The organism is Streptomyces sp. NPDC003077, from assembly GCF_040611095.1.
Taxonomy (GTDB): Bacteria; Actinomycetota; Actinomycetes; order Streptomycetales; family Streptomycetaceae; genus Streptomyces.
The window spans coordinates 127,353-146,345 of the sequence record NZ_JBEXNM010000013.1; the positions used below are offsets into that span (position 1 = coordinate 127,353).

General features: G+C 71.5%; 12 protein-coding genes. 7 read left to right on the forward strand and 5 right to left on the reverse strand.

Going from position 1 to position 18,993, the window contains the following annotated elements; translation table 11 throughout:
* The first annotated feature begins 331 nt into the window (after nucleotides 1-331).
* Nucleotides 332-988, forward strand: a complete 657-nt coding sequence (locus ABZX96_RS12295; protein WP_355542084.1) for a ComEA family DNA-binding protein — start codon at nucleotides 332-334, stop codon at nucleotides 986-988.
* Nucleotides 985-3,852 carry a ComEC/Rec2 family competence protein gene (locus ABZX96_RS12300; protein ID WP_355542087.1) on the forward strand — a complete coding sequence of 956 codons (2,868 nt, stop codon included), beginning with the start codon at nucleotides 985-987 and terminating at the stop codon, nucleotides 3,850-3,852. The genes ABZX96_RS12295 and ABZX96_RS12300 overlap by 4 nt, the downstream gene beginning before the upstream one ends.
* Here ABZX96_RS12300 and ABZX96_RS12305 read toward each other — a convergent pair.
* On the reverse strand, nucleotides 3,755-5,305 hold the full coding sequence (locus ABZX96_RS12305) for a substrate-binding domain-containing protein (protein WP_355542090.1): 1,551 nt from the start codon (nucleotides 5,303-5,305) through the stop codon (nucleotides 3,755-3,757). The genes ABZX96_RS12300 and ABZX96_RS12305 overlap by 98 nt on opposite strands.
* A 403-nt stretch (nucleotides 5,306-5,708) precedes the next feature.
* Here ABZX96_RS12305 and ABZX96_RS12310 point away from each other — a divergent pair, with 403 nt between their 5' ends.
* Both ABZX96_RS12310 and ABZX96_RS12315 read left to right on the forward strand, forming a co-directional pair.
* A complete protein-coding gene (locus ABZX96_RS12310) occupies nucleotides 5,709-6,194 on the forward strand; it encodes an Rrf2 family transcriptional regulator (RefSeq protein WP_355542093.1) in 486 nt (161 codons plus the stop codon).
* A gap of 326 nt (nucleotides 6,195-6,520) precedes the next feature.
* Nucleotides 6,521-7,291: an arylamine N-acetyltransferase gene (locus ABZX96_RS12315; RefSeq protein WP_355542096.1), complete on the forward strand. Its 771-nt coding sequence runs from the start codon at nucleotides 6,521-6,523 to the stop codon at nucleotides 7,289-7,291.
* A gap of 103 nt (nucleotides 7,292-7,394) precedes the next feature.
* Here the strand turns inward: ABZX96_RS12315 and ABZX96_RS12320 are convergent, their stop codons facing one another.
* Complete coding sequence (locus ABZX96_RS12320; RefSeq protein WP_355542099.1) at nucleotides 7,395-7,640, reverse strand: hypothetical protein; 246 nt, start codon at nucleotides 7,638-7,640, stop codon at nucleotides 7,395-7,397.
* Between the two features lie 52 nt (nucleotides 7,641-7,692).
* On the opposite strand from ABZX96_RS12320, the gene holA reads away from it, so the two are divergent.
* The gene (holA, locus tag ABZX96_RS12325) at nucleotides 7,693-8,676 is read left to right on the forward strand and encodes a DNA polymerase III subunit delta (RefSeq protein ID WP_355542102.1); all 984 of its coding nucleotides are present in this window, start codon (nucleotides 7,693-7,695) and stop codon (nucleotides 8,674-8,676) included.
* 528 nt (nucleotides 8,677-9,204) lie between these two features.
* On the opposite strand, the gene rpsT is transcribed toward holA, so the two are convergent.
* Complete coding sequence (gene rpsT / locus ABZX96_RS12330) at nucleotides 9,205-9,471, reverse strand: 30S ribosomal protein S20 (RefSeq protein ID WP_355542105.1); 267 nt, start codon at nucleotides 9,469-9,471, stop codon at nucleotides 9,205-9,207.
* Nucleotides 9,472-9,660: 189 nt separating this feature from the next.
* Here rpsT and lepA point away from each other — a divergent pair, with 189 nt between their 5' ends.
* Both lepA and ABZX96_RS12340 read left to right on the forward strand, forming a co-directional pair.
* Complete coding sequence (gene lepA, locus ABZX96_RS12335) at nucleotides 9,661-11,526, forward strand: translation elongation factor 4 (protein WP_355542108.1); 1,866 nt, start codon at nucleotides 9,661-9,663, stop codon at nucleotides 11,524-11,526.
* Between the two features lie 325 nt (nucleotides 11,527-11,851).
* Nucleotides 11,852-13,741, forward strand: coding sequence for a long-chain fatty acid--CoA ligase (locus ABZX96_RS12340; protein WP_355542111.1), 1,890 nt, complete (start codon nucleotides 11,852-11,854; stop codon nucleotides 13,739-13,741).
* A 243-nt stretch (nucleotides 13,742-13,984) separates the two neighbouring features.
* Here ABZX96_RS12340 and ABZX96_RS12345 read toward each other — a convergent pair whose 3' ends face one another.
* Together ABZX96_RS12345 and ABZX96_RS12350 are read right to left on the reverse strand one after the other, a co-directional pair.
* Nucleotides 13,985-14,578 carry a response regulator gene (locus ABZX96_RS12345; RefSeq protein WP_355542114.1) on the reverse strand — a complete coding sequence of 198 codons (594 nt, stop codon included), beginning with the start codon at nucleotides 14,576-14,578 and terminating at the stop codon, nucleotides 13,985-13,987.
* A gap of 26 nt (nucleotides 14,579-14,604) precedes the next feature.
* The gene (locus ABZX96_RS12350) at nucleotides 14,605-18,879 is read right to left on the reverse strand and encodes a HAMP domain-containing protein (protein ID WP_355542158.1); all 4,275 of its coding nucleotides are present in this window, start codon (nucleotides 18,877-18,879) and stop codon (nucleotides 14,605-14,607) included.
* Nucleotides 18,880-18,993 lie beyond the last annotated feature (114 nt).

Below are 18,993 nucleotides of genomic sequence, written 5' to 3' on the forward strand. Positions count from 1 at the left end.
CGGCCCGCCGGGCGGGGATGGCCCATCAGGCAGGGACGGCCCACCCGATCAAGGTCGTGGGCCGGACGGGAACGAGGTAGCCCGTAGCCGGTTCGAACCCGTGGGCAGGGCTGATCCGCCGGTCGGGCGGTTCGCTGCTCCTCAGGTGGCCGCGCGGACGGACAGGGCTGTGCCCTCCAAGGGATCCGGCTCCGGCACCGGCGCCGCGCACAGGCCCGGAGCGCCATCGCAGGTCGGTGATGCCGAGCCGGTTTCGCAAGGAGAGCGGTCCCTGACGAGGCGGAGCCGAGCGCGGCTGGCGGTGCGGGAGCGACTGCCCTTGTGGGTGCAGGTGAGGTGCGGGATCGAGTCCAAGACGCTCGCCGCCCTCGGCCTGGTGCTCGTGGTGGCGGTGATCCTCGCCGTTCAGCACTTCTGGGCCGCAGGGCCGCGCCCCGTGCGGGCACCGGCCGCCATCCCGGTCTCGGCATCTCCCGTGCCCCCGGGCGCGCCCACCTCCGCGAGGGTGAGCGCACCGCAGAGCTCCGCCGCGCGCCAACTGGTCGTGGACGTCGCGGGGAAGGTCCACCGCCCGGGTATCCACCGGCTGCCGGCCGGTTCGAGGGTCGCCGACGCGCTCCAGGCGGCGGGCGGCGCGCTGCGGGGCGTCAGTTTGCGCGGGGTGAATCGGGCGCGCCTCCTGACTGACGGCGAACAGGTCCTCGTCGGCATGACGGGCGCGGGTCCGGACCCGGGCGTCGGCGCGGAGGGCACGGGGGGCACTGCCGGTACGGCGGGCCAGGGAGGACCCGCCGGTAGGCCCGTCAGCCTGAACACGGCGACGGTGGAGCAGCTGGACGGCCTACCGGGAGTCGGGCCGGTCCTGGCCCAGCACATCATCGACTTCCGCAGCCGGCACGGCGGCTTCCTCTCCGTGGATCAGCTCAGGGAAGTGAACGGCATCGGTGACCGCCGCTTCGCCGACCTGCGGGCCCTGGTGCAGCCGTGACGTCCGTGTCGGGCAGGGCGGACGCGGCGGTGCCGTCACCGGCAGACGGCAACCGGCCGAAGGCGAGCCAACCGGCCGACCTGCGCCTCGTCGGGCCCGCCCTCGCCGCCTGGGGCGCGGCGGCGCTCGCCCTGGACGCCACGGGCACGGTGGTGGCGGTGGCCTGCGCGGTGGCCTCGGCTCTCGCGGCCGTTGCCCTCTTCCTCGCCGCGCGGCAGGCAGCCGTCCATCGGTCGCGCCCACGAGGTGCCACCCCCATGGGGGACGGCCCCACGAGGAACGCGCCTACGGGGGACGGCCCCACGAGGAACGCGCCTACGGGGGACGGCCCCACGGGGACCGTCCCCACGGGAACCGCGCCCACCCCGGGCGCGACGCTCGGTCCCCCCGCCGCAGCAGCTACCGCATGGGCGACCACCCTTGCCGGAGTGCTCCTGTGCGCGGTCGCCGGGGCGGCGTCCGCCGGTCTGCACGCCGCCGACCTGCGCCGCGGGCCGCTGCCGGCGCTGGCGGGCCGGTATGCCCAGGTGTCCGCCGATGTGAAGGTCACAGGTGATCCGCATCCGACCCGTCCGAAGGTGCGCGGATCTCAACGGGCGCCCGAAGCCGTCGTCTTCACCGCGGACGTCACCCATGTCACCGCGCCCGACGGCACGGTCACCGCCACCCGCACCCCGGTCCTGGTCGTCGTCCAACAGCGGCCCCGGCAACAAGAAGACGCACGAGGGCCGGAAACCGGACCGGCCAAGGCAGCCGCCCGGCCGCTGGCGAAGTGGCGGGAGTTGCTGCCGTCGACCCACATTCGGGTGCGGGCCCGGCCGGCGCCACCGCTTCCACCGTCCGGACCGATCGCCGCCGTCCTCCGGGTGACGGCCGACACCGGCCCCCACCGCCTCACGGGGCCCACCGTCCTGCAACGCGTGGCCGGAGACCTCCGGGCCGGGCTCCGTCGGGCGACCGACGGTCTGGACGCGGACGCCCGTGCCCTGCTGCCCGGGCTGGTCGTCGGCGACACCTCCCGCGTCCCGTCCGACCTGCAGGACGCTTTCGACGCCACCGACCTGACGCATCTGCTCGCCGTCTCCGGCAGCAATCTGATGATCATGCTCGCGCTGCTGATCGGTCCGCCGCACCTCGCCCTTCGGGCCGAACGCCGTGGCCTCGCGCCGCGCTTGGGGCTGTCACTGCGCCACACCGCGCTCATGGGTGGGGCGGTCACCCTGGCCTTCGTCATCGTCTGCCGTCCGGACCCGAGCGTGCTGCGTGCCGCCGCCTGCGGGGTGATCGTGCTGCTCGCCATCGGCACCGGCCGGCGCCGCGGCCTCCTTCCCGCCCTCGCCGCGGCCGTGCTGCTCCTGGTGCTCTACGACCCGTGGCTGGCGCGCAGTTACGGGTTCCTGCTCTCCGTCCTGGCGACCGGAGCGTTGCTCACCATCGCCCCGCGGTGGAGCGCGGCGCTCCGACGGCGCCGGGTACCGCCCCGCCTCGCCGAGGCGCTCGCCGCGTCGGCGGCGGCCCAGGTGGTGTGCGCACCGGTCGGCGCCGTCCTCGCCGCACGGGTGGGACTGGTCGGCGTGCCGTGCAACCTGCTCGCCGAGCCGGCCGTGGCCGCCGCGACCGTCCTCGGGTTCCTCGCCCTCGCCACCGCCCCGGTCATCCCGGTCCTCGCGCACCTGTTGGCCTGGTGCGCGGGGTGGCCCGCCCTGTGGATCGCCGGTCTGGCCCGTACGGGGGCGAGTTTGCCGGGTGCGGAGCTGGACTGGCCGGGCGGGTGGCCGGGTGGGCTGCTGCTGGGGGCCGTGATCGCGATCCTGCTGCCGTTCGGGCGCCGGGCCCTGCGCCGCCCCTGGCTGTGCGTACTCTGCGCGCTGCTGCTGCTCCTGGTCGTCTGCCGCCCCGTGCCGCTGGTCCGGGTGCTCACCGGCTGGCCGCCTCCCGACTGGCGCGCGGTGGCGTGTGACGTGGGCCAAGGAGACGGGTTGGTGCTGGCCGCCGGCGACGGCACGGCGGTGGTCGTGGACACCGGTCCGGAGCCGCGGGCCATCGACCGCTGCCTGTCCGACCTGGGCGTGCGGCGCGTCGCCCTCCTCGTCCTGACCCACTTCCACGCTGATCATGTGGACGGGCTGTCCGGCGTACTGCGGGGGCGCGCGGTCGGGGCCATCCAGACGACCCCTGTCGAAGAACCACCGGGTCAGGCGGCTTTCGTACGGCGCCAGGCCGCCGCCGCACACGTGCCGGTGATCCACGCCAGGGCGGGGGAGCGCCGCCGGCTCGGTCCGCTGTCCTGGACGGTCCTGTGGCCGATCACCCCCACGCCACCGGACACGTCCCCGACGGCCACGAGCCCGTACGAAGGGACGCCCCCACCACCGGACACCGCCGGAAGCGTCCCCCTGGAGCCCAACGACGCCAGCGTCACCCTCCTCGTCCGCTCGGCGGGACTGTCCCTGCTCCTCCTCGGCGATCTTGAACCGCACGCCCAGCAGGCCCTGTTGGCGGCGTACCCGGACCTGGGTCCCGTCGATGTCCTGAAGGTGGCGCACCACGGCTCCGGTTACCAGGACCCGGACCTCATACGCCGGCTGGCGCCGCGCCTGGCCCTGGTCTCCGTAGGCGCCGGCAACCCGTACGGGCATCCGGCGCCCCGCACCCTCGGCGCCCTGCGTTCCCACGGAACGACGGTGCTGCGCACGGACGCCGACGGCGCGGTCGCGGTGCTGGGGACCGCGCACCGGCCGAGCGCCGTGGTGCGGGGCCGGGGCTTCAGGAGGCGCAGACGGCCCCCGACGCGGTGGTGCGGTCGGCGCAGGGCACGTGCTTGTACATCCGCAGGACGTTCTTCGCGGTGTCGCTGCTCATGAAGGCGAGGAACTTCGCGGCCAGGGAATCCTGGGCCGGCAGCTCGTACGTGTAGAGGTACTCCACCGTCCAGAAGGGATAGTCGCGTTGTCTGCCCCACTCGATGTCGGGTTCGTGCCCGTCCAGCCGCACGGTGACGAGGTGCGGACGCTTGGCCGCGGCATAGACCTCGGAGTAACCGATCGCGCCCGGAACCCTGCTGATCGCGTCCAGGACGCCGCTGGTGCTCTCCGCCTCGCACCGGGTGATCCGCGCCTTCCGGTCGCGGTCCTTGCTGCTGCAGTCGTACGACGACACCACCGCCGGTTCGGGACCCTTCAGCACGGACGACTCGAACGCCACCCGGCTGCCGGAACTGGAGCCGCGGCTGACGAGGTGGATCGGCAGGTCGTTGCCGCCCACCTGGTTCCAGTTGGTGTAGGTGCCGTCGTAGATCTTGCGGACCTGGTCGGACGTGAGGTTGGTGACGCCGGTCTTCCCGTTCACGACCAGGCTGAGCAGGACCACCCCCACCCGTACGCCGCGCAGCCGCGTGTAGAGGGACGGCGCGGGGACGTCGGACGTGGCGAGGAAGCCCGGCGCGTCGGAGGTCGCGGCCTTCCCGCTCCGGTTCAGGTTCGCCAGTCCGGACAGGCTCCCGTTCCCCGACACCGTGATGTCGGCCCCCGGGCAGCGGGACTCGTACTGCTTCGCGATCTCCCGTACGGGCGGGGCGAAGGCCGTCGAGCCGTCGATGGTCAGCCGTCCGGTGCCGCACATGCTGAGGGCGGAGCTGCCGGTGCCGTTGAGCAGCAGGCCGCCCAGCAGCCCGATCAGGACGATGAAGGTTCCGCCCAGGGCGAGGTTGAGCTTGCGCGGCCCCCAGCGCTGCGCGTTGCGGCGGATCCGACCGCCGCTGATGAATCCGCCGACGACCACGTCACCCCGGCGTCCGACGCCATTGCCCTGGGCGCCGGAGCCGACCGGCTCGTCCTCCCCGCCGCCGATCTCGCTCCTCGACAACAGGACCAGCAGCTTGAAGTGATCGCGCTTGTTCAGCGGCACCTTGGGGACGAGCAGGCGGTTGCCGGTGTGCCGCAGTCCGCCGCCGTTGCGGGTCAGCATGCCCACCAGGTCCGGTGGGTTGGCGTCCGGCACCTCGACGCCGATGACCGTCCGGCCGCGGAACTCGACGGTCAGCGGTTCCTGGTAGTCCTGCCGCACGATGTCCTTGCCGCCGTCGTTCTCGAAGCGCACCAGGACCAGCGTCGCGTCGCGGATCTCCTGGTTCTGCCGGAGCAGGCGCAGTTGTACGAGGTTGTGGGCGTCACGGGGGTTCATGCCGATCGCGGCGTCCATCTGGACGCGATAGCCGATCCTCTTGCGGCCCGGGAGGAAGCGTTCCACGGCCCACAGGACGGCTGTCACCAGCAGACCGGCCACGGCCAGGATCGTCTCGGTGTCCGGAAGGGCCACGGCAACCTCGCACACATGATCGGGAGGGGAGTTGCCTGCAATGTAGGGACCGATGGGCGGTTCGGAGCGTGGTTCGGCATTCCGTCACCAGAGGTTCATCCTCTGTCGTCCGATGGCCAGGTGGGCGCCTCGTCCGGAGAGCCGGTGGACGGCGGGACGGGAGCGCGCGGGCCGGTCCGAAGCCCGGCTCCGAGGCGCGCCCTGGCCACCCGAAGGCCCGTTCCCGGTGGTGCCCCGGTCATGCGGAGACCCGGCCCGGGCAGAGCGCCCTCGCGTGGCCCCGGAGCCCGGCCCCCAGCTCCGAGGGCGGGCCCTGGCCACCCGGATACCCCGCCGGACGGCCGCCCCAGGGCACCTCCCGCAGCAGAACCGGACCGCAATCCGGACCGGTAAGCTCCAGAATATGAGGATGAGCGAGGGCGTCGAATGGGGCCTGCACTGCTGCGTGATCCTGGTCTGGCTCGGTGATGACCGGCCGGTTCCGACGGCCAAGCTGGCGGCGTCCTTCGACCTGCCTCCGGCCTACCTGAACAAGCGGCTCCAGGCCCTCGTCCGAGCGGGCATCCTGCACTCGACCCCCGGCGCCCGCGGCGGCTTCCAGCTCGCCCGGCCGCCGGAGAAGATCTCGCTCATGGACGTGGTCGCGGCGATCGAGGGCCCGGAGGAGGCGTTCCGGTGCGCGGAGATCCGCCGCCAAGGAGCCGGCGCGGAGGCCCCGGCCAGCACCTACCGGGCCCCGTGCGGGATCGCCACGGCCATGCGCAGGGCGGAGCTGGCCTGGCGCCGCGAGCTGGCGAAGCAGACGGTCGCCGGGATCGCGGCGAACACGCCGGAATCCGTGGTGGAGCGCACCCGGCGCTGGTTCGCCACCGAGAGGACGAGCCACTGATGAGCTCCCAGGCAGAGGAGACCCCGACGGTGATCGAGGCCGCGACGGTGATCGAGACCGCGACGGAAGCCACCGGCGAGGACCGGTCCGCCGCCTCCGGCACGCGGCCGGCGGCCGGGGAAGGAACACCGCCGCTCGCAGGCGACGGTGCGCCCGCAGGCGACGAGGCACCCGCAGATCACGGATCATCAGCACGGCCTTCCCACACTGCGTCACGGACCCCTTCCCCCACCACGCCACCGGCAAAGGCCCACCCCTCCTCGGACTCGTCACCGACAGGGACACCGCCCTCACCGGACTCGTCATCGGCGGAGGATGACGGCGCCATGGACCCCGAGCGCGTCGAGGCCTACCTGCGCCGCATCGGAGCCGATCGCCCCGCCGCCCCCGGTGCGGGAGAGCTGCGTGACCTCCAGCTGCGCCACCTGCGGACCGTCCCCTTCGAAAACCTCGCGATCCACCGAGGCGAGGACATCGTGCTGCGGGAAACGGCGCTGGTCGACAAGGTCCTGAGCGGCGGGCGCGGTGGCTTCTGCTACGAACTGAACGGTGCCTTCGCGGCGCTCCTCCGCGCCCTCGGCTACGACGTCGAACTCCTCGCCGCACGGGTGCACGGCCCGGACGGCGTCGGCATCCCGTACGACCACCTCGCGCTGCGGGTCCACACCCCCACGGGGCCGTGGCTCGCGGATGTCGGCTTCGGAAAGTTCAGCCACCACCCGTTGCGCCTGGACAGCCGTACGGACCAGCCCGACCCCGGCGGCGTCTTCCGGATCGAGGAGACACCGGACGGAGATCTGGACGTCCTCCAGGACGGCACGCCGCAGTACCGGCTCGAACAGCGTCCGCGCCGGCTGCGCGACTTCGAGGTGGGCTGCTGGTGGCACCGCACGTCGCCGAAGTCCCACTTCACCCGGTCGCTGGTCTGCTCGCGCCTGACGGAGACCGGCCGGATCACGCTGTCCGGCCGAACGCTCGTGATCACGGACTCCGACGGCGGACGAGAGCAGCACGAACTGTCGGACGCCGAGACGCTGCGTGCCTATCGGACGCACTTCGGCATCGCGCTGCAGAGCCTGCCGACCGTGCGCGGGTGAGGAGGGAGCGGGCGGGGGTGAGGAGGGAGCGGGCGCGGGGCCTGCGGGGCCGCCGTGCCCAGGGTTCCGGGCGACGGGCTCCCGCACCGATCCCCGGTGACCTCTACTCCCTCTCCAGCCACCCCTCGTAGCCGTCGGCCAGCTCGTCCAGCCGCACCGGATCGTGGCGGTTGTCGGGGTCCTCGACCACCACCAGCCACTGCGCGTCCTCCGCGTCGTCCTCGCCGGCCAGGGCGTCCCGTATGAGCTGGGGCTCCTCGGCCAGGTCGAACCGCTCGGTCAGGATCGTCGCCACCTCCTCGGCGGCGTCGCGGTCGGGCAGTACGAGTACATGTCGAACATCGCTCACTCGAACATTGTCCGACACGTGCTGTCAGTGGGCCGTGGGATGCTGGACCACGATGGCCAGGAAGACAGCAAACGACGACCCGCTCGCCCCCGTCACGCTCGCCGTGGGCCAGGAGGACCTGCTCCTCGACCGCGCCGTGCAGCAGGTGGTGGCAGCCGCCCGCGCCGCCGACGCGGACACCGACGTGCGCGACCTCACCCCGGATCAGCTCCAGCCCGGCACCCTCGCGCAGCTGACCAGCCCCTCGCTCTTCTCCGAGCGCAAGGTCGTGGTGGTCCGCAACGCACAGGACCTGTCCGCCGACACGATCAAGGACGTCAAGGGGTACCTCGGCGCGCCCGCCGAAGAGATCACCCTCGTCCTGCTGCATGCGGGTGGCGCGAAGGGCAAGGGGCTGCTGGACGCGGCCCGCAAGGCGGGAGCCCGCGAGGTCGCCTGCCCCAAGATGACCAAGCCCGCCGACCGGCTCTCGTTCGTCCGCTCGGAGTTCCGCACCGCGGGGCGTTCCGCGACGCCGGAGGCGTGCCAGGCGCTGGTGGACGCCATCGGCAGTGATCTGCGCGAGCTGGCCTCCGCCTGTTCGCAGCTCGCCGCCGATGTCGAGGGCACCATCGACGAGGCGGTGGTGGCCCGGTACTACACCGGCCGGGCCGAGGCGTCGAGCTTCACGGTCGCGGACCGGGCGGTGGAGGGGCGCGCCGCCGAGGCGCTGGAGGCGCTGCGGTGGGCCATGGCCACGGGCGTCGCCCCCGTCATGATCACGAGCGCGCTCGCCCAGGGGGTCCGGGCCATCGGCAAGCTGGCCTCCGCCCCGCGCGGCGCCCGTCCCGGCGATCTCGCCCGCGATCTGGGGATGCCGCCGTGGAAGATAGACCGGGTGCGGCAGCAGATGCGCGGCTGGTCGGCGGACGGCGTGGCGACGGCGTTGCGCGCCGTGGCCGAGGCCGACGCGGGGGTGAAGGGCGGCGGTGACGATCCCGAGTACGCGCTGGAAAAGGCCGTCGTCGCGATTGCCCGGGCGGCCCGTTCCCGCTGATGAGGCCGCCGTGCCGATCGCCCGGGCGGCCCGCCTCTCGCTGAGGCCGTCATCGCTTGAGGCTGCCGTCGCGATCGCCCGCGCTGCCCGTTCCCGCTGAGACCGCCGTCTCCATCGCCCGCGCCGCCCGCTCCCACCGAGGCCGCCGCGCCCGCGCAGCCCCCACGCCCACTGATCGACGCATGGGCGACGCATGGGCGACGCGCGGCCGGCACGGGTCAGGCGGCACGCCTCCACGCACCGCGCCCCCCGCACACCCCCCAACGCACCACACCCCCGGAGGCTGAGCCTCCGGGGGTGTTACGCAGTGCTGTGGCGAACAACACGGTATGTGTCGGCGTTCCCGTGGGGCGGGAAATGTGCCGATCTGTGGTGCTGCCGGGCGTGAGCCGCGGCGGCTGCCGTGAGGAGCGGAGAGAGGGGCCGCTGGTTCCTCGACGGCGAGGTGGTGCGGGGTCCTCAGCCCGCGGGCTGAGGCGCCGGAAGCCGGCGGACGGGCCGACGGGTCCCGGCGGGGACCGTCAGAGGTCAGGCCTTGAGGGCGTCGACCTTCTTGGCCAGCGCCGACTTCTTGTTGGCGGCGGCGTTCTTGTGGATGACGCCCTTGCTGACGGCCTTGTCGAGCTTCTTGCTCGCCTCGGCGACGGCGACGGTGGCCTTCTGCAGGTCACCGGCCTCGACGGCCTCACGGGTACGACGGATCGCGGTCTTCAGAGCGGACTTGACAGCCTTGTTGCGCTGACGAGCCTTCTCGTTCGTCTTGATCCGCTTCATCTGGGACTTGATGTTCGCCACGAAAAGAGCCTTTTCAGGTTCGTTGGAATTCGAGTCGCGCCTCGCACGTGAGAGGGCACAAAGCGCAGTTGACCAGGTTAGCAGCAGCCCCGGCACCCTCCCAAACCGGACGGCGCCCGCCGCTCATGGGACCATGGGGGAGACGTACAACCGAGTCCCGCCTACCCGCGTTCACTGAATGGACCCTGCGTGCCCGCGACCCCTACGAACGTGCCGGAGCCGAGCCGTACCGACCCGGCTCTCCTCCGTAACTTTTGCATCATCGCGCACATCGACCACGGCAAGTCCACGCTCGCCGACCGGATGCTCCAGCTGACCGGCGTCGTTGAGCAGCGGCAGATGCGCGCGCAGTATCTCGACCGGATGGACATCGAGCGCGAGCGCGGCATCACGATCAAGTCCCAGGCGGTCCGGCTGCCCTGGGCGCCGAGCCAGGACAGTGGGTCCACCCACATCCTGAACATGATCGACACGCCCGGCCACGTCGACTTCACCTATGAGGTCTCCCGCTCCCTCGCCGCGTGCGAGGGCTGCATCCTCCTGGTCGACGCCGCCCAGGGCATCGAGGCCCAGACCCTCGCCAACCTCTACCTGGCGATGGAGAACGACCTCACGATCATCCCGGTGCTGAACAAGATCGACCTGCCGGCCGCGCAGCCCGAGAAGTTCGCCGCCGAGCTGGCCAACCTGGTCGGCTGCGAGCCGGAGGACGTGCTGCGCGTCTCCGCCAAGACCGGCGTGGGCGTGCCCGAGCTGCTGGACCGGGTCGTCCGCGACGTGCCGCCGCCGGTCGGCGTCAAGGACGCGCCCGCCCGCGCGATGATCTTCGACTCGGTGTACGACGCCTACCGTGGCGTGGTCACGTACGTGAAGGTCGTCGACGGAACGCTCAGCAAGCGCGAGCGGATCAAGATGATGTCCACCGGCGCCGCCCACGAGCTGCTGGAGATCGGCACCAACTCGCCCGAGATGACCCCGGCCGACGGCCTGTCCGTCGGTGAGGTGGGCTACCTGATCACGGGTGTGAAGGACGTCCGCCAGTCCAAGGTCGGCGACACGATCACCCAGCTCAGCCACGGTGCCACCGAGGCCCTGGGCGGCTACAAGGACCCGAAGCCGATGGTCTTCTCGGGTCTGTATCCGCTGGACGGCTCGGACTACCCCGAGCTGCGCGAGGCGCTGGACAAGCTCCAGCTCAACGACGCCGCGCTGGTCTACGAGCCGGAGACCTCCGCGGCCCTCGGCTTCGGCTTCCGCGTCGGCTTCCTGGGCCTGCTGCACCTGGAGGTCATCCGCGAGCGCCTGGAGCGCGAATTCGGTCTCGACCTGATCGCCACCGCGCCCAACGTGGTCTACCGGGTGCTGATGGAGGACGGAACCGAGCACCAGGTGACGAACCCGAGCGAGTTCCCGACCGGGAAGATCGCCGAGGTGCACGAGCCGGTGGTCCGGGCCACGATCCTGGCCCCCAGCGAGTTCATCGGCGCGATCATGGAGCTGTGCCAGACCCGGCGCGGCAACCTGCTCGGCATGGACTACCTTTCTGAGGACCGCGTCGAGATCCGCTACACCCTCCCGCTCGCCGAGGTCGTCTTCGACTTCTTCGACCAGCTCAAGTCCAAGACCCGCGGCTACGCCTCGCTGGACTACGAGCCCACCGGCGAGCAGGAGTCGGACCTCGTCAAGGTCGACATCCTGCTCCACGGCGACAAGGTCGACGCGTTCTCCGCGATCACCCACAAGGACAAGGCGTACGCGTACGGCGTGCGGCTGGTCGCCAAGCTGCGCGAGCTGATCCCGCGGCAGAACTTCGAGGTGCCGATCCAGGCCGCCATCGGCAGCCGGGTCATCGCCCGTGAGACGGTGCGCGCGATCCGTAAGGACGTGCTCGCGAAGTGCTACGGCGGTGACATCTCCCGTAAGCGGAAGCTCCTGGAGAAGCAGAAGGAAGGCAAGAAGCGGATGAAGATGGTCGGCAACGTGGAGGTCCCGCAGGAGGCCTTCATCGCGGTGCTGTCCTCGGACTCCGACGGGGACTCCAAGGCGAAGAAGTGAGGTAACCGGCCGCCGCGCCGGGAAGCCCCGCATGGGCGCCCGTTCCTCTGGGACGGGCGCCCATTCGCGTATTCACACGGGCGTCCATCCGTGTATCCGCACGGGCCCCATCCGCGTATCCGCGCGGGCGTCCATCCGTGTATCCGCGCGGGCCCCATGCGCTTCCCCAGATGGGTGCCCAACCGCGTACTCACCGCCCATCCGGTCACGACGCGAAGGACTTCGGTCGCATCCTCTTACGTGTCAGCCGAAGGCGCCCTAGTCTGATCACTGCTTGAGGTTACTCGCGAGTCAACAACAGCGGAGCGGGCCCCCGGAGGATGCCGTGACGGATACCCAGACGTTGATCGAGAACCGGCCGCCTTCGGTGGCGACCCTCTTTCTGGAGCGCGTGGCGGCGACCCCCGATCTGGCGGCGTACCGCTACCCCGTGCCCTCCGCGTCCGGACACGGGCCCGACGACTGGCGGACGCTGAGCTGGTCCGAGGCCGCGCGGCGGGTGTACGCCATGGCCGCGGGGCTGATCGAGCTCGGTGTCCGGCCCGAGGAGCGGGTGGCCCTGGCCTCCGCCACCCGCGTCGAGTGGATCCTCGCCGACCTGGGGGTGCTGTGCTGCGGCGCGGCCACCACGACCGTCTACCCGAGCACCAACGCGGAGGAGACCGCCTACATCCTCGCCGACTCGGGCAGCCGCGTACTGATCGCCGAGAACGCCGAGCAGCTCGCCAAGGCCCGTGAGCGCCGCGCCGACCTGCCCGAGCTGGCACACGTCGTCGTCATCGACGAGGCCGACGCGCGGCCCGAGGACGGCGACCCGGCGGACTGGGTGCTCTCCCTGGCCGAGCTGGAGCGGCGGGGCGCCGCCTACCTGGAGAAGAACCCGGAGTGCGTCAAGGAACGCGTCCACGACCTGCGCGCCGACCAGCTCGCGACGCTGATCTACACCTCCGGCACCACCGGCCGTCCCAAGGGCGTGCGGCTGCCGCACGACTGCTGGGCGTACATGGCGCGGGCCATCCAGGCGACGGACATGCTGCTGCCGGACGACGTGCAGTACCTGTGGCTGCCGCTGGCACACGTCTTCGGCAAGGTGCTGACCGCCGGGCAGATCGCGCTCGGGCACGAGATAGCGGTCGACGGCCGGGTGGACAAGATCGTCGAGAATCTGCCGGTCGTGCGGCCGACCTACATGGCGGCCGTCCCCCGCGTCTTCGAGAAGGTCTACAACGGCGTCGCGGCCCGGGCCCGGGAGGGTGGCGCGGCCAAGTACAAGATCTTCCAATGGGCGGCCGAGGTCGCCCGCGAGTACGGCAAGGTCTCCCAGGAGAACTTCCGGCGGACGGGGAACCGCTCGGTGCCGTTCGCCCTGGCTGCCAGGCACAAGGTCGCCGACGCGCTGGTCTACAGCAAGATCCGGGAGGCGTTCGGCGGGAGGCTGCGGGCGGCGATCTCCGGTTCCGCGGCGCTGGCGCCCGAGATCGGCTACTTCTTCTCCGGCGCCGGGATCAACATCCTGGAGGGGTACGGGCTCACCGAGACCAGCGCCGCCAGCTTCGTGAACCCGGGCGAGGCGTACCGCACCGGCACGGTCGGCAAGCCGCTGCCCGGCACGGAGGTCAGGATCGCCGAGGACAGCGAGATCCTGCTCCGCGGCCCCGGCATCATGCAGGGCTACCACGGCCTGCCCGAGAAGACCGCCGAGGTGCTGGAGCCGGACGGCTGGTTCCACACCGGTGACATCGGTGAGCTGTCCCCCGACGGCTATCTGAAGATCACCGACCGCAAGAAGGACCTGATCAAGACCTCGGGCGGGAAGTACATCGCGCCGGCCGAGGTCGAGACCCGGTTCAAGGCGGCCTGTCCGTACGTCTCCAACGTCCTGGTCCACGGGGCCAACCGGAACTTCTGTACCGCCCTGATCGCCTTCGACGAGCCGACGATCATGGCGTGGGCCAAGGAACACGGCCTGGAAGGGATGTCGTACGCCGAGGTGGCGGCGTCCGCGCAGGCCACGGAGCTGATCGAGGGCTACGTGGTGCGGGTGAACGAAGGGCTTCAGCGCTGGCAGCAGATCCGCAAGTTCCGGCTGCTGCCGCGCGACCTGGACATCGAGCACGGGGAGATCACCCCGAGCCTGAAGGTGAAGCGCCCGGTGGTGGAGCGGACGTTCAAGGACCTGCTGGACGAGATGTACGCGGGCACCCGGGAGGCGTGAGCGGCGGGCGCCGCGTTCTTGGGAGGAGGCGGGAGCGCGCCGCCTCACTCCTCCTGGGGGGTGTCCGGGGCCGTGCCGCACGCGGCGGTGGGGGAGATCAGTCCCCAGACCGGTCCCGGGCACGCGGCGGTGGGGGAGACCAGTCCCCGGGACCGGGCCCCCGGCCGCGGGCGGCCGGGCCGGATGCCCCGGGACCGGCCCCGTCCGGCTGTCGGCCCTGGTCCCCGCCGGGACGGGAGGCGCTCACCCCCGCCTCCCCCGCAGCGCCCGCACCTCCTCCTCCATCCGGGCCACGCTCTCGCACAGGGCGCGGGCGTCGGCGTGCTCGCTCTGCGCGAGCTGCCGCTCGACCTCGGCGATACGATCCGCCAGCCGGCCGATGCAGGCGTGCTCCTGCGCGACGAGCCGTCGCAGCTGGCGGTTCTTGCGGTGCAGGTCGAGGAAGACGTTCACCTTCGCCCGCAGCACCCACGGGTCGAAGGGCTTGGTGAGGTAGTCGGCCGCGCCGGTGGAGTAGCCGCGGAAGGCGAAGCCGGAATCGCTGTCCGTCCCGGTCAGGAAGATGATCGGGACGTCCTTGGTCTGGTCGAGGCGCTTGATGTTGGAGGCGGTCTCGAAGCCGTCCATGCCGGGCATGAGGATGTCCAGCAGGACGACGGCGAACTCCTGCCGCAGCAGCGCCTTCATCGCCTCCTCGCCGGAGCGGGCCCGGACGAGCGGTTCGCCGAGCGAGCCGAGAACCGCTTCCAGCGCGGCGAGGTTGTCCTCCATGTCGTCGACGAGGAGGATCCCCGCCTGGTCGTCAGCGTCGGTGCCGGTGCCGTTTCCATGAGTCATGTTCGTGCCTCTGGGCCTCGGGACCTCTAGGAGGTCGCTTCGGTGTCGAGAGTCGTCGGAGCGGGCTCGGGGTCGGGACGGGTGGGGGGAACGGGCCCGGGCGCGTCCCCGGGGTCGCGGCAGTCGTCGGAGACGGGGCAGGGGGCGGCCTCGCTCCCCTTGCCGGTGGCGTCCGCCCCTCCGGCAGCCCCGCCGGACGGGGCCTCCGCCATGTCCGGCGGGGCTGCCCCCCCGGCACCGGAACCGACCCGGCCGGCGCCCGAGGATGCTCCGTCCGCCTCCGGTGAAGCACCCCCGGCCGTCAAGGAGGCCCCGGCCCCCGGTTCCGTACCCGTCCCCCGCCGGGTCAGCAGCCGGACGGCCACGGACAGCAGCCGGTCGATGTCCACCGGCTTGGGCACGTACTCGTTGGCGCCGCTGCGCAGGGACGCCTCGCGGTCCCCTGGCATCGCCTTGGCGGTCAGGACGATGACGGGCAGGTTGGCGAACCGCGGGGTGCGGCGGATGGCGCGGATGGTCTCGTATCCGTCCATCTCCGGCATCATGACGTCCATCAGTACCAGGTCGATCCCGGTGTTGCGGCCCAGCATCTCTATGGCCTCGCGGCCGTGTTCGGCGTACAGGACGCGCATGCCGACCCGGCTGAGGATGTTCGTCAGCGCGAAGACGTTGCGGATGTCGTCGTCGACGACCAGCACCTGGCGGCCGGAGAGCAGCCGGCCCGACGGGCCGGTCTGCCACTCCTCCAGCCGGGAGGTCGTCGGCCAGGGAGGCGCCTCTTCCCGAAGTTCCCGGGATTCCCGGAGTTCCCGGGGGGTGGCGGAGGTGGTGTGCGGCTTGAGGAACGTGGTGCCGGTCGGCGGGCGGGGTGTGCCCGGGCGCGGTACGGAGTCGGCGGGGATGGTCGCCGGGCAGTCCGCCGGGACGTACAGCGTGAAGACGCTGCCGACGCCGGGGCGGCTGGAGGCGGTGATCCGGCCGCCGAGCAGGCCCGCGATCTCCCGGCTGATGGACAGGCCGAGGCCGGTGCCGCCGTATTTGCGGTTGGTCGTGCCGTCCGCCTGCTGGAACGCCTCGAAGATGGCGGGCAGTTTGTCCGGAGCGATGCCGATGCCGGTGTCCGTGACGCTGAAGGCGAGGAAGCCGTCCGGGGCGAGGTCCACCCGCAGGTCGATCTTCCCGGCGGAGGTGAATTTGACGGCGTTGGAGAGCAGGTTGCGCAGCACCTGCTGGAGGCGCTGTTCGTCGGAGAACAGCTCCTTGGGGACGGTGTCGTCCACCCCCACCTCGAAGGCCAGCCCGCGGTCCAGGGTCATGGGCCGGAAGGTGTCGTGCACGTAGTTGAGCAGCTTGGCCAGCGGCAGGCGCTTGGGCCGGACGTCCATCCGGCCGGCCTCGATCTTGGACAGGTCCAGGATGTCGTTGATCAGCTGGAGCAGGTCGGACCCCGAGCGGTGGATCGTGATCGCGAACTGCACCTCCTGCTCGGTCAGGTTCCCGTCGGGGTTGTCGGCGAGCAACTGCGCCAGAATGAGCAGCGAGTTGAGCGGATTACGCAACTCATGCGACATGTTCGCCAGGAACTCGGACTTGTACTGCGAGGAACTGGCCAGCAACGCCGCCTTCTCCTCCAGTTCGGCGTTGGAACGCTGGAGTTCGGCCTGCCGGCGCTGGAGCTCGTCCGTGCGCTCCTGGAGCTGGCGCGCCAGCCGCTGTGACTCGCCCAGCAGGGATTCCGTGCGGGCGTTGGCGACGATGGTGTTGATGGCGACCCCGATGGTGTTCACGAACTGGTCGAAGAACGCCAGGTGGACGTCGGAGAAGCGGGAGAAGGAGGCAAGTTCGATCACGCCCAGCGTCCGGTCCTCGAAGAGGATCGGGATGATCACGACCGTCGCCGGGTCCGCCTCGCCCAGGCCAGAGTTGATCTTGATGTAGTCGGTCGGCGCGTTCTCCACCAGGATGCGCTTCTTCTCCAGGGCGGCCTGCCGGACGAGGCCGTGCCCCACGGAACCCGGCGTGTCCACGGTGGTGTCCTGGGCGGATCCGTAACCGGCGATGAAGGCGAGCCGCAGGTCGCCCGGCTCCGTGTCGGCCAGGAAGAACGCGCCGTACTGGGCGTTCACCAGCGGCGTCAGCTCGCGCAGGATCAGGTCGGCGACCTCGACGAGATCCCGGTGGCCGCGCATCAGACCGGCCAGCCGGGCCAGATTCGACTCCAGCCAGTCCTTGGCGCGGGTGGTCTCGCGGAGGTTGGAGACCATCAGGTTGATGTTGTCCTTGAGCTCGGCCACCTCGCCCTGCGTCGCCACGGTGATGGTGCGGGTCATGTCGCCCGCGGCCACCGCGGAGGCGACCTCCGCGATGGCGCGCACCTGCGTCGTCAGGTTGGAGGCCAGCTCGTTGACGTTCGTCGTCAGCCGTTTCCACGTGCCGTAGACGCCCTCCACCCGCGCCTGGCCGCCGAGCCGCCCCTCGCTGCCCACCTCGCGCGCCACCCGCGTCACCTCGGAGGCGAAGGAGGAGAGGGTGTCGACCATCGTGTTGAGCGTGGTCTTCAGCTCCAGGATCTCGCCGCGCGCGTCCACGTCGATCTTCTTGGACAGGTCGCCGCGCGCCACGGCCGTGGCCACCAGCGCGATGTTGCGGACCTGCGCCGTCAGGTTGGAGGCCATGAAGTTGACGTTGTCGGTGAGGTCTTTCCAGACGCCGGAGGCGCCGCGGACCTGGGCCCGGCCGCCGAGGTTGCCTTCGGTGCCGACTTCGCGGGCCACGCGTGTGACTTCGTCGGCGAACGCGCGCAACTGCTCCACCATGCCGTTGACGGTGTCCTTCAGCTCCAGGATCTCGCCGCGCGCGTCCACCGTGATCTTCTTCGACAGGTCGCCGTCCGCGACGGCGGTGGTGACCTGGGCGATGTTGCGGACCTGGCTGGTGAGGTTGGAGGCCATGAAGTTGACGTTGTCGGTGAGGTCTTTCCAGACGCCGGAGGCGCCGCGGACCTGGGCCTGACCGCCGAGGTTGCCTTCGGTGCCGACTTCGCGGGCCACGCGTGTGACTTCGTCGGCGAACGCGGAGAGCTGGTCGACCATCGTGTTGATCGTCGTCTTCAGCTCCAGGATCTCGCCCTTCGCCTCGACCGTGATCTTCTTGCCGAGGTCGCCCTCCGCGACCGCGGTGGCCACCAGGGCGATGTTGCGGACCTGGCTCGTCAGGTTGTCCGCCATGAAGTTGACGTTGTCGGTGAGGTCTTTCCAGACCCCCGACACGCCCCTGACCTGGGCCCGTCCGCCCAGCCGCCCTTCGGTGCCGACTTCGCGGGCCACGCGGGTGACCTCGTCGGCGAAGGCGGAGAGCTGGTCGACCATCGTGTTGACCGTCAGCTTGAGCTGGAGGATCTCGCCGCGCGCGTCGACGGTGATCTTCTGGCTGAGGTCGCCGTTGGCCACCGCCGTGGTGACCTGGGCGATGTTGCGGACCTGGCTGGTGAGGTTGGAGGCCATGAAGTTGACGTTGTCGGTGAGGTCTTTCCAGACGCCCGACACGCCCCTGACCTGGGCCCGTCCGCCCAACTGCCCTTCGGTGCCGACTTCGCGGGCCACGCGGGTGACCTCGTCGGCGAAGGCGGAGAGCTGGTCGACCATCGTGTTGACCGTCAGCTTCAGCTCCAGCAGCTCGCCCGCCGCCTCGACCGTCACCTGACGGGTCAGGTCGCCGCGCGCGACGGCCGTGGTGACCAGCGCGATGTCCCGCACCTGCGCCGTCAGCCGCGCCGCCATGGTGTTGACGGCGTCCGTGACATCCCGCCAACTCCCCGAAAGCCCCGCGACCTTGGCCCGCCCGCCCAGCCGCCCCTCCGTCCCGGACTCGCGGGCGACCCGGGTGACCTCGCCGGTGAACAGCGAGAGCTGGTCCACCATGCGGTTCACCGCCCGGCCCAGCCGCCGCCGGTCCCCGCGCAGCGGGCGGTTGCCGTCGTGCAGGTCCACCCGCTGGGTGAGGTCGCCCTCCACCACCGCGTCCAGCACCTGCGTGGCCTGGGCCGCCGGGACGACCAGGGCGTCGATGACGGCGTTGGTGGCCTGCACGCAGGTGGCCCAGGTGCCGGGCCCGGCACCGGGCGACATCCGCTCGTCCAGCCGCCCCCGCCGCACCACGTCCGTGCGCAGCCGGGACAGCTCGTCGGCCAGGTGCTGGTTGCGGGCCGCGATCTGGTTGTAGGCCGCCGCCAGGTCCGCGAGCATGCCGTCGCGCGGCAGGGGCAGCCGCGCACGGAAGTCCCCCGCCGCCAGGGACGTCAACGCCGTCAGCAAAGGCCGCAGGTCGGCGGCACGCACCCGGTCGCCGTCGGAGGAGCCGTCGGATGAGCGGCCGGAGGATTGGCCGGAAGAGTGATCAGAGGCGTGAGAAGCACG